6 protein-coding genes are annotated in these 10,355 nt (G+C 72.0%); 3 read left to right on the top strand and 3 right to left on the bottom strand.

Annotation, left to right across the window (positions count from 1 at the left end; all coding sequences use genetic code 11):
* Window positions 1-867, bottom strand: an 867-nt coding sequence (locus tag CCN29_RS04975; protein WP_442538236.1) for an ADP-ribosylglycohydrolase family protein, incomplete at its 3' end; no start/stop codon positions are given.
* Window positions 868-1,193: 326 nt separating this feature from the next.
* On the opposite strand from CCN29_RS04975, the gene CCN29_RS04970 reads away from it, so the two are divergent.
* The 3 genes from CCN29_RS04970 to CCN29_RS04960 all read left to right on the top strand — a co-directional run bounded on the left by CCN29_RS04970 (window position 1,194) and on the right by CCN29_RS04960 (window position 8,365).
* Window positions 1,194-1,925 carry a VIT1/CCC1 transporter family protein gene (locus CCN29_RS04970; protein WP_006135496.1) on the top strand — a complete coding sequence of 244 codons (732 nt, stop codon included), beginning with the start codon at window positions 1,194-1,196 and terminating at the stop codon, window positions 1,923-1,925.
* 370 nt (window positions 1,926-2,295) lie between these two features.
* Window positions 2,296-6,909, top strand: coding sequence for a glutamate synthase large subunit (gene gltB / locus CCN29_RS04965; RefSeq protein ID WP_086680223.1), 4,614 nt, complete (start codon window positions 2,296-2,298; stop codon window positions 6,907-6,909).
* Window positions 6,902-8,365, top strand: a complete 1,464-nt coding sequence (locus tag CCN29_RS04960) for a glutamate synthase subunit beta (RefSeq protein WP_031018463.1) — start codon at window positions 6,902-6,904, stop codon at window positions 8,363-8,365. Before gltB ends, CCN29_RS04960 begins: the two co-directional genes overlap by 8 nt.
* 97 nt (window positions 8,366-8,462) lie before the next feature.
* Here the strand turns inward: CCN29_RS04960 and CCN29_RS04955 are convergent, their stop codons facing one another.
* Both CCN29_RS04955 and CCN29_RS04950 read right to left on the bottom strand, forming a co-directional pair.
* Window positions 8,463-9,377, bottom strand: a complete 915-nt coding sequence (locus CCN29_RS04955; protein ID WP_086680222.1) for a chitosanase — start codon at window positions 9,375-9,377, stop codon at window positions 8,463-8,465.
* Window positions 9,374-10,300, bottom strand: a complete 927-nt coding sequence (locus CCN29_RS04950) for a rhomboid family intramembrane serine protease (protein ID WP_086680219.1) — start codon at window positions 10,298-10,300, stop codon at window positions 9,374-9,376. The genes CCN29_RS04955 and CCN29_RS04950 overlap by 4 nt, the downstream gene beginning before the upstream one ends.
* Window positions 10,301-10,355 lie beyond the last annotated feature (55 nt).

Genomic DNA, 10,355 nt, shown 5'->3' with positions numbered 1-10,355 from the left:
CCCGGCCAGCGCGCCCGCCACCGCCGCCGTGGTGTCGGCGTCGCGGCCCATGTTCACGGCGGTCAGCACCGCCTGTTCGAAGTCGCCGTCGGCCGCCGCGTAGGCGCCGAAGGCCAGGGCCACCGCCTCCGGGGCGAGGTCGGTCCAGGGATAGCCGCCGATCACCACCGCGGCGCGGACCGCCCGTTCGCCGCGGTGGGCGGCGGTCACCGCGCGGCGCAGCGAGCGGGCGGTCCAGGAGTCGTCCGGCACCACCGCGAGCGCCGAGGCCACGACCGTGACCACCGGCGCCCCGGCCATGGCCGCCGCGACGCCCGCCGCGACGGCCCGCCCGCCGTGGATGCCCTCCCCGTCGTGGCTGACCGAGCCGTCGATCGCCGCGAGCCGGGCCGCCTCGTCGGGCCGTCCGGCCGCGTGCACGCCGTACGGCGCCGCCCGCATCGCCAGTCCGTCGCTCCAGGCGTGCCGGTGCTGGGCGGAGATGGGCGCGGCCAGACCACGGCGCAGGTTCTCCAGCGTGCCGCGCTCGCTGAACCCGGCGCCGCGGAAGGGGCCTTCGGCGCGGTCCGCGATCCACTCGTGCCAGGCCGCCTCGACGTGCGCGGGGGTGAGCGCGGAGCCGTGCCGGGCGGCCAGCAGGCCCGAGAAGATCGCGTACTCGGTGTCGTCCGTGCCGGCCGGGGGGTCGTTCACATAGCCCGTGATGCGGCCCCACTTCGCGCGGATCTCGGAGGGCTTCATGTTCTCGGCGGGGGCGCCCATCGCGTCGCCGACTGCCAGGCCGAGCAGCGCGCCGCGGGCCCGTTCGCGGAGCCCGAGGGCGTCCCCGGGCGCGGGCGCCGAGGGGATGCGGGCGGTCGATGCCATACGCGGCTCTCCTCTCAGGCGCGCCCCGTGGGGCGCGGGCCCTTTGCGGAACTGTCCCCGGTGCCGTGTGCGCCGCAGCCTGGTGCGCCGGAGCGTCACCCGGACGAGATGCGCGGGGCGGCCGAGCGGACATGCGCGGGGCGGCCGAGCGGACCGGGACGGGAGACAAAAGCGCTGGTTAGCGCAGCCTTTCCTTGCTGGCGGGGGTTTCCGGCAAGGCGTAGACTGGGTGACGTCGAAAATTGGAACGAGTCCAAAACGAGTCCGAACAACGCGGCGCGGGCGTCCGTGGACGAGGGCGCCGGCAGAGTCCAGGGGGACCAGGCATGGCCATCATCGAGACCGAGGCGACGCTCCACGAGGCGCACCGCGACAACCACACCCACCGCGACGTCAACGGCGGATGGCTGCGCCCCGCGGTGTTCGGCGCCATGGACGGGCTGGTGTCCAACCTCGCCCTGATGACCGGCGTCGCGGGCGGCGCCGTCGGCCATCAGACGATCGTCCTCAGCGGGCTCGCCGGACTGGCCGCCGGCGCCTTCTCCATGGCGGCCGGCGAGTACACCTCCGTCGCCTCCCAGCGCGAGCTGGTCGAGGCCGAGCTGGACGTCGAGCGCCGGGAGCTGCGCAAGCACCCCAAGGACGAGGAGGCCGAGCTGGCCGCGCTCTACGAGTCGCGCGGCGTCGAGCCCGGTCTGGCCCGCGAGGTGGCCCGGCAGCTCTCCCGGGACCCGGAGCAGGCGCTGGAGATCCACGCCCGCGAGGAGCTGGGTGTCGACCCGGGCGACCTGCCCTCGCCGGCCGTCGCCGCGGTCTCCAGCTTCGGCTCTTTCGCGCTGGGCGCGCTGCTGCCGGTGCTGCCGTACCTGCTCGGCGCGAGCAGCCTGTGGCCGGCCGTGCTGGTCGCGCTGCTCGGGCTCTTCCTGTGCGGGGCCGTGGTCGCGAGGGTCACGGCGCGCTCCTGGTGGTACAGCGGCCTGCGGCAGCTCGCCCTCGGCGGCGCGGCGGCCGGTGTGACGTACGCCCTGGGATCGCTCTTCGGTACCGCCGTCGGGTGACCCCTTGCGTTTATGCGAAGCATCGCATAAACAATCATTACTTGCTGGTTTCGAAAGTGTGACCAGTGGGCATGAGCCGTACGCGCCGGTGGCAACGAGGCCGGCGGCGTGCTCAGCGGAGGAGGCGAGGAAGCCTCCTCCCGCCCTCGGGCCGACGGACACCGATCTGTCCGGACCGGCCCCCACCGCTTCCGTCGAGGGGCGCGGAACCCCGCCGCGCCCCGGTCGATGTCCGCATGCTGGAACGGATTATCCCGGTTCCCGAGAGTCGTTCCATCATGTAACCTGCACGAAATTTAGCCACACGCAGAGGGCCAACGTCGTCCCTCGGCACTTGCACCAATGCCAATTGACGACGACGGGAGAGCCGATGCGTACGCCGCGCCAGCCGTCCCAGCATTCCTCGAACGACCGCGCGAGCTGGTCGTTCATGGATGCTCGCCCTGCTGCGCAGGGTATGTACGACCCCCGCAACGAGCACGACGCCTGCGGCGTCGGCTTCGTCGCCACCCTCACCGGCGAGGCGTCCCACACCCTGGTCGAGCAGGCCCTCACCGTCCTGCGGAACCTCGAGCACCGCGGCGCCACCGGCTCCGAGCCGGACTCCGGCGACGGCGCGGGCATCCTCTCCCAGATCCCGGACGCCTTCTTCCGCGAGGTGGCCGGATTCGACCTGCCCGAGGCGGGCGGCTACGCCGTCGGCATCGCCTTCCTCCCCGAGGAGGGCACCGGCGAGGCCGTCACCCGCATCGAGCAGATCGCCGCCGCCGAGGAGCTCACCGTGCTCGGCTGGCGCGAGGTGCCGGTCGCGCCCCAGCTGCTCGGCGCCACCGCCCGCTCCACCATGCCGGTCTTCCGCCAGCTCTTCGTCACCGACGGGGTCAGCACAGGCATCGCACTGGACCGCAAGGCGTTCGTGCTGCGCAAGCGCGCCGAGCGCGAGGCGGGCGTCTACTTCCCGTCGCTGTCCGCGCGGACCATCGTCTACAAGGGCATGCTGACCACCGGCCAGCTCGAGCCCTTCTTCCCCGACCTGTCCGACCGCCGCTTCGGCTCCGCGATCGCGCTGGTGCACTCCCGGTTCTCCACGAACACCTTCCCGTCGTGGCCGCTCGCGCACCCGTACCGCTTCGTCGCGCACAACGGTGAGATCAACACCGTCAAGGGCAACCGCAACTGGATGCGCGCCCGCGAGTCCCAGCTGATGTCGGACCTGTTCGGCACCGGCCGGGACGGCAAGGATCTGGCGCGGATCTTCCCGGTCTGCACCCCCGACGCCTCCGACTCCGCGTCCTTCGACGAGGTGCTGGAGCTGCTGCACCTGGGCGGCCGTTCGCTGCCCCACTCGGTGCTGATGATGATCCCGGAGGCGTGGGAGAACCACGATTCCATGGACCCGGCCCGGCGCGCCTTCTACCAGTACCACTCCACGATGATGGAGCCCTGGGACGGCCCGGCCTGCGTCACCTTCACCGACGGCACCCAGGTCGGCGCCGTGCTCGACCGCAACGGCCTGCGCCCCGGCCGCTACTGGGTCACCGACGACGGCCTGGTCGTCCTCGGCTCCGAGGTCGGCGTGCTCGACCTCGACCCGGCCAAGGTGGTCCGCAAGGGCCGTCTCCAGCCCGGCCGCATGTTCCTCGTGGACACCGCCGAGCACCGGATCATCGAGGACGACGAGATCAAGTCCCGGCTCGCCGCCGAGCACCCCTACGAGGAGTGGCTCGAGGCCGGCGAGATCGAGCTGTCCGACCTGCCCGAGCGTGAGCACATCGTGCACACCCACGCCTCGGTCACCCGCCGCCAGCAGACCTTCGGCTACACCGAGGAGGAGCTGCGCGTCCTCCTCGCGCCGATGGCCAAGACCGGCGCGGAGCCCATCGGGTCCATGGGCACCGACTCGCCGATCGCCGCGCTCAGCGAGCGCCCGCGGCTGCTGTTCGACTACTTCACGCAGCTGTTCGCGCAGGTCACCAACCCGCCGCTGGACGCCATCCGGGAGGAGCTGGTCACCTCCCTGCGCTCCTCGCTCGGCCCGCAGGGCAACCTGCTGGAGCCGACGGCCGCCGCGTGCCGCAGCGTCACGCTGCCCTTCCCGGTGATCGACAACGACGAGCTGGCCAAGCTCATCCACATCAACGCCGACGGCGACATGCCCGGCTTCAAGGCCGCGACCCTCTCCGGCCTGTACCGGGTGGCCGGCGGCGGCGAGGCCCTCGCCGCCCGCATCGACGACATCTGCGCCGAGGCCGACGCCGCCATCGAGAACGGCGCCCGCCTGATCGTCCTGTCCGACCGGCACTCCGACGCCGAGCACGCGCCGATCCCGTCGCTGCTGCTCACCGCGGCCGTCCACCACCACCTCATCCGCACCAAGCAGCGCACCCACGTGGGCCTGCTGGTCGAGGCCGGCGACGTCCGCGAGGTCCACCACGTCGCCCTGCTCATCGGCTACGGCGCCGCCGCGGTCAACCCCTACCTGGCCATGGAGTCCGTCGAGGACCTGGTCCGCGCGGGCACCTTCCTGCAGGCCGTCGACGGCGGGGCCGAGCAGGCCATCCGCAACCTCATCCACGCCCTCGGCAAGGGCGTCCTCAAGGTCATGTCCAAGATGGGCATCTCCACGGTCGCCTCCTACCGCGGCGCCCAGGTCTTCGAGGCCGTCGGTCTCGAGGAGTCCTTCGTCGAGAAGTACTTCAACGGCACCACCAGCAAGATCGGCGGCGTCGGCATCGACGTGATCGCCAAGGAGGTCGCCGCCCGCCACGCCAAGGCCTACCCGGCCTCCGGCATCGCACCGGCGCACCGTGCGCTGGACATCGGCGGCGAGTACCAGTGGCGCCGTGAGGGCGAGCCGCACCTGTTCGACCCGGAGACGGTCTTCCGCCTCCAGCACTCCACGCGCTCCGGCCGGTACGACATCTTCAAGAAGTACACGGAGCGCGTGAACGAGCAGTCCGAGCGGCTGATGACGCTGCGCGGTCTGTTCGGCTTCAAGTCCGGCCGGAAGCCCATTCCGGTGGAGGAGGTCGAGCCGGTCTCCGAGATCGTCAAGCGGTTCTCCACGGGCGCCATGTCGTACGGCTCCATCTCCCAGGAGGCGCACGAGACCCTCGCCATCGCCATGAACCAGCTGGGCGGCAAGTCCAACACCGGTGAGGGCGGCGAGGACCCGGAGCGCCTGTACGACCCGGCGCGCCGGTCGTCCATCAAGCAGGTCGCCTCCGGCCGCTTCGGCGTGACGTCCGAGTACCTGGTCAACTCCGACGACATCCAGATCAAGATGGCCCAGGGCGCCAAGCCCGGCGAGGGCGGCCAGCTGCCCGGCCACAAGGTCTACCCGTGGGTGGCGAAGACCCGGCACTCGACGCCGGGCGTGGGGCTCATCTCCCCGCCGCCGCACCACGACATCTACTCCATCGAGGACCTCGCCCAGCTGATCCACGACCTGAAGAACGCCAACCCCCAGGCGCGCATTCACGTCAAGCTGGTCTCCGAGGTCGGCGTCGGCACGGTCGCCGCCGGTGTGTCGAAGGCGCACGCGGACGTCGTGCTGATCTCCGGCCACGACGGCGGCACCGGCGCCTCCCCGCTGACGTCGCTGAAGCACGCCGGCGGTCCCTGGGAGCTCGGCCTCGCCGAGACCCAGCAGACCCTGCTGCTCAACGGCCTGCGCGACCGGATCGTCGTCCAGACCGACGGCCAGCTCAAGACCGGCCGTGACGTGGTCATCGCCGCGCTGCTGGGCGCCGAGGAGTTCGGTTTCGCGACCGCGCCGCTCGTCGTCTCCGGCTGCGTCATGATGCGCGTCTGCCACCTGGACACCTGCCCGGTCGGCATCGCCACCCAGAACCCGGTGCTGCGCGACCGGTTCTCCGGCAAGGCCGAGTACGTGGTGAACTTCTTCCGGTTCATCGCCGAGGAGGTCCGCGAGCTCCTCGCCGAGCTGGGCTTCCGGTCCATCGACGAGGCCGTCGGCCACGCCGAGGTGCTGGACGTGACCCGCGCGGTGAACCACTGGAAGGCGCAGGGCCTGGAGCTCGAGCCGCTGTTCCACGTGCCCGAGCTGCCCGAGGGCGCCGCCCGCCACCAGGTGGTCGCCCAGGACCACGGTCTGGAGAAGGCGCTCGACAACGAGCTGATCAAGCTCGCCGCCGACGCGCTTTCCGCCTCCGGAGCCGAGGACGCCCAGCCGGTGCGCGCCCAGGTCGCCATCCGCAACATCAACCGCACGGTCGGCACCATGCTCGGCCACGAGGTGACGAAGAAGTTCGGCGGTGCGGGCCTGCCCGACGACACCATCGACATCACCTTCACCGGCTCCGCCGGCCAGTCCTTCGGCGCCTTCCTCCCGCGCGGTGTCACGCTGCGCCTGGAGGGCGACGCCAACGACTACGTCGGCAAGGGCCTCTCCGGCGGCCGTATCGTCGTCCGCCCGGACCGCGGCGCCGACCACCTCGCCGAGTACAGCGTCATCGCGGGCAACACCCTCGCCTACGGCGCCACCGGCGGCGAGATGTTCCTGCGCGGCAAGGTCGGCGAGCGGTTCTGCGTGCGCAACTCCGGCGCGCTGGTCGTCTCCGAGGGCGTGGGCGACCACGGCTGCGAGTACATGACGGGCGGTCACGCGGTCGTCCTCGGCGAGACCGGGCGCAACTTCGCGGCCGGCATGTCCGGCGGCGTCGCCTACGTCGTCGACCTGGACCGGGACAACGTCAACGCCGGCAACCTCGCCTCCGTCGAGGCGCTGGACGACGCCGACAGGAAGTGGCTGCACGACGTGGTCCGCCGGCACCAGGAGGAGACGGGCTCCACCGTCGCCGAGAAGCTGCTCGCCGACTGGGACACGGCCGTGGAGCGCTTCAGCAAGATCATCCCCAGCACGTACAAGGCAGTGCTCGCCGCCAAGGACGCCGCCGAGCGAGCCGGTCTCTCCGAGACCGAGATCACCGAGAAGATGATGGAGGCGGCGATCAATGGCTGACCCGAAGGGCTTTCTGAACCACGGCCGCGAGGTCGCCGCGTCCCGTCCGGTGGAGGAGCGCAGGAAGGACTGGAACGAGGTCTACGTCCCCGGCTCCCTGCTGCCGATCATCAGCAAGCAGGCCAGCCGCTGCATGGACTGCGGCATCCCGTTCTGCCACAACGGCTGTCCCCTCGGGAACCTCATCCCCGAGTGGAACGACTACGCCTACCGCGAGGACTGGGGCGCGGCGAGCGACCGGCTGCACGCCACGAACAACTTCCCTGAGTTCACCGGGCGGCTGTGCCCCGCCCCGTGCGAGTCGGCGTGCGTGCTCGGCATCAACCAGCCGCCGGTCACCATCAAGAACGTCGAGGTCTCCATCATCGACAAGGCGTGGGAGACCGGTGACGTCGCGCCGCAGATCCCCGAGCGCCTGTCCGGCAAGACCGTCGCCGTCGTCGGCTCGGGCCCCGCGGGCCTGGCCGCCGCCCAGCAGCTGACCCGGGCCGGCCACACCGTCGCCGTCTACGAGCGCGCGGACCGCATCGGAGGCCTCCTCCGCTACGGCATCCCCGAGTTCAAGATGGAGAAGCGGCACATCAACCGCCGGATCGAGCAGATGCGCGCGGAGGGCACCAAGTTCCGCACCGGCGTCGAGATCGGCCGGGACATGCCGGCCACCGCGCTGCGCAAGCGGTACGACGCCGTGGTCCTCGCCGTCGGCGCGACCACCGCGCGTGACCTGCCGGTGCCCGGGCGCGAGCTCAAGGGCATCCACCAGGCCATGGAGTACCTGCCGCTGGCGAACAAGGTGCAGGAGGGCGACTACGTCTCCCCGCCGATCACCGCCGAGGGCAAGCACGTCGTCGTGATCGGCGGCGGCGACACCGGCGCCGACTGCGTGGGCACCGCCCACCGGCAGGGCGCCGCGTCCGTCACCCAGCTGGAGATCATGCCCCGCCCGAACGACGAGCGGGACCCGGTCGCCCAGCCCTGGCCGACGTTCCCCATGCTGTACAAGGTCACCAGCGCGCACGAGGAGGGCGGCGAGCGGATCTACTCCGTCTCCACGACCCACTTCGAGGGCGACGAGGACGGCAACGTCCAGTGGCTGCACATGACCGAGGTGGAGTTCGTCGACGGCAAGCTGACCCAGAAGCCGGGCACCGAGCGCAAGATCCCCGCGCAGCTGGTCACCCTCGCCATGGGCTTCACCGGCACCGACCGGGACAACGGCCTGGTCGAGCAGTTCGGCCTGGAGCTGGACGCGCGCGGCAACATCGCCCGCGACGACGACTTCCAGACCAACGTGCCCGGTGTGTTCGTCGCCGGTGACGCCGGCCGCGGCCAGTCGCTCATCGTGTGGGCGATCGCCGAGGGCCGCTCGGCCGCCCGCGGCTGCGACCGGTACCTGACCGGGGCGAGCGCCCTGCCCGCCCCGATCCGCCCGACGGACCGCGCCCTGGCGGTCTGACAACCCCCGAGAACGTGACGCACAACGGCGTGCGGAACACCGCGGCGCCTGCCCGCCAGTCCCCGACCGGACCGACTGGGCAGGCGCCGCAACATGTTCAGGACAGGGTGTAGGAGTCCCCGTACAGCTCCCAGGTGAGCGGGGTGTCCAGGTTCAGGTTCCCGGCCTGGAGGAACCGGCGCTGCGCGGTGTCGATCCGGGAGGTGTCGCGGTCCGGGTAGCGGGTGCGCATGGTCTCGCGGCGGACGTCGAGGAAGGCGTCCAGGTACGCCTTCTCCGAGCCGCCAGCCGCGGGCGTCTTCGCCTGCTCCAGGACGCGCTCGCGCAGGGCGTAGAAGCCGTTCTCGTCGGTGCCGGTGCCGTGGAAGACCATCGCGTCGAAGTACACGAACTGGCCCAGCGTGCCCAGGCCGTCCAGCTTGGCGAGGCGGACCGCCGGCTCGAAGTAGACGCGGTCGCGTTCCTCCTCCTGCGCGGCGCGGAACTCCGGCACCTGGGACTCCGCCTTCCACGCGTCGGTGAAGCCCGGGTCCAGCCCCTCGTGCGAGTCGGTGCCGTCGACCTCGCGCAGGGCGGGCAGATAGCGCGCCAGGCCGTTGCCGGGGCGGGCCTCGGTGTAGTGCTCCACCAGGGTGAGCAGGTCGTGGGTGCCGGTGCAGAAGCCGATGATGCCCGCGGTGTAGCCGCAGTCGTCGTCCCGGTCCTCGATGATCCCGTACGTGGAGCGCCAGTCCGTCGTGGAGTGTTCGGCGCTCGCCACCAGCTGGTGGGCCAGCTCCCGCTTGGCGGGGGCGGCGAGGCCCGGCGGCCGGGACGCGACGATCTCGTCGTCCTCGTCCCGCTGCCGCTCGTGCTCCTGTTCGGCGCGGTCCTTGACGTCGTCGCGGGAGGACTGGGCGCTGACCGAGGACGGGGCGGCGGGCGCGTCGGCGGCTCCCGACGGCAGGACGAAGTACACCGCCGTGGCGACCACCGGGACGCCCGCGAGGAAGAGCACACCGGCACGTTTCACTGGGGGATCCCTCCACCTGTCAGTTGCGACACCTTGGCCACCGCCAGCACGGCGAGCAGCACCACCAGCCCCGCGCACGCCCCGGCCTGCACCAGCCCGCGGCGCCCGTCGCGCGGCGCCCAGGCGAACGCGAGCGCCACCAGCGCGCCCGTCAGCAGCCCGCCCAGGTGGCCCTGCCACGAGGTGAAGTACGCGGAGACCACCAGCCACAGCAGCAGCCCGGTCATGTAGCGGTTCACCCCGCGCATGTCGGCGCCCACCCGCCGGGACACCACGTAGAAGGCGGCCCCCACCCCGAACAGCGCGCCGGACGCGCCGACCGTGGGGTCCGAAGGCGCGAGCAGCAGCACCAGCACCGAACCGCCCAGCGCGGACAGCACGTACAGGGCGACGTAGTGGACCCGGCCGAGCATCGGCTCGACCACCCGGCCCAGGTTCCACAGCATCGCCATGTTCATCAGCACGTGCAGGACGCCGAACGTCCCCTCCGTGGGCGGCAGATGCAGGAACGCGCCGGTCAGCAGCCGGTACCACTCGCCGCCCGCGACGCCCTCGGGGCTGAAGTCCGCGGGGTACGGCCGCGTCCACACGTAGTGGCCGCCGTCCGGGCCGAGCAGTCCCGCGCCCACCATCGCGAACCGGTCCACGACCTCCGGCCGGACCACCTCCGCCAGATACGCCAGCACGTTGAGGGCGATCAGCGCGTACGTCACCATGGGCACCGCGGAGACCCGGCCGCCCACCAGGGTGCGGGCCTGCCGCATCGACCGGGCGCCCTCCCGCACGCAGTCGGGGCACTGGTGGCCCACGGCCGCCTCGCGCATGCAGTCCGGGCAGATGTACCGCTCGCAGCGGACGCAGCGCACATGGCACTCCACCCGCGGATGGCGGTAGCAGGTGGTGACGGCGGACTCGGGCTCCACAGGCCGGCTCCTCGGCGGGGTCGGGACGGAAACGGCCGGCGGGGGACGGCGGCGC

The organism is Streptomyces pseudogriseolus, assembly GCA_002154585.1.
In the GTDB taxonomy this organism is placed as follows: domain Bacteria; phylum Actinomycetota; class Actinomycetes; order Streptomycetales; family Streptomycetaceae; genus Streptomyces; species Streptomyces pseudogriseolus.
The sequence above is the reverse complement of the archived record's forward strand: the minus strand, read 5'-3'. Positions and strand labels throughout refer to the sequence as shown.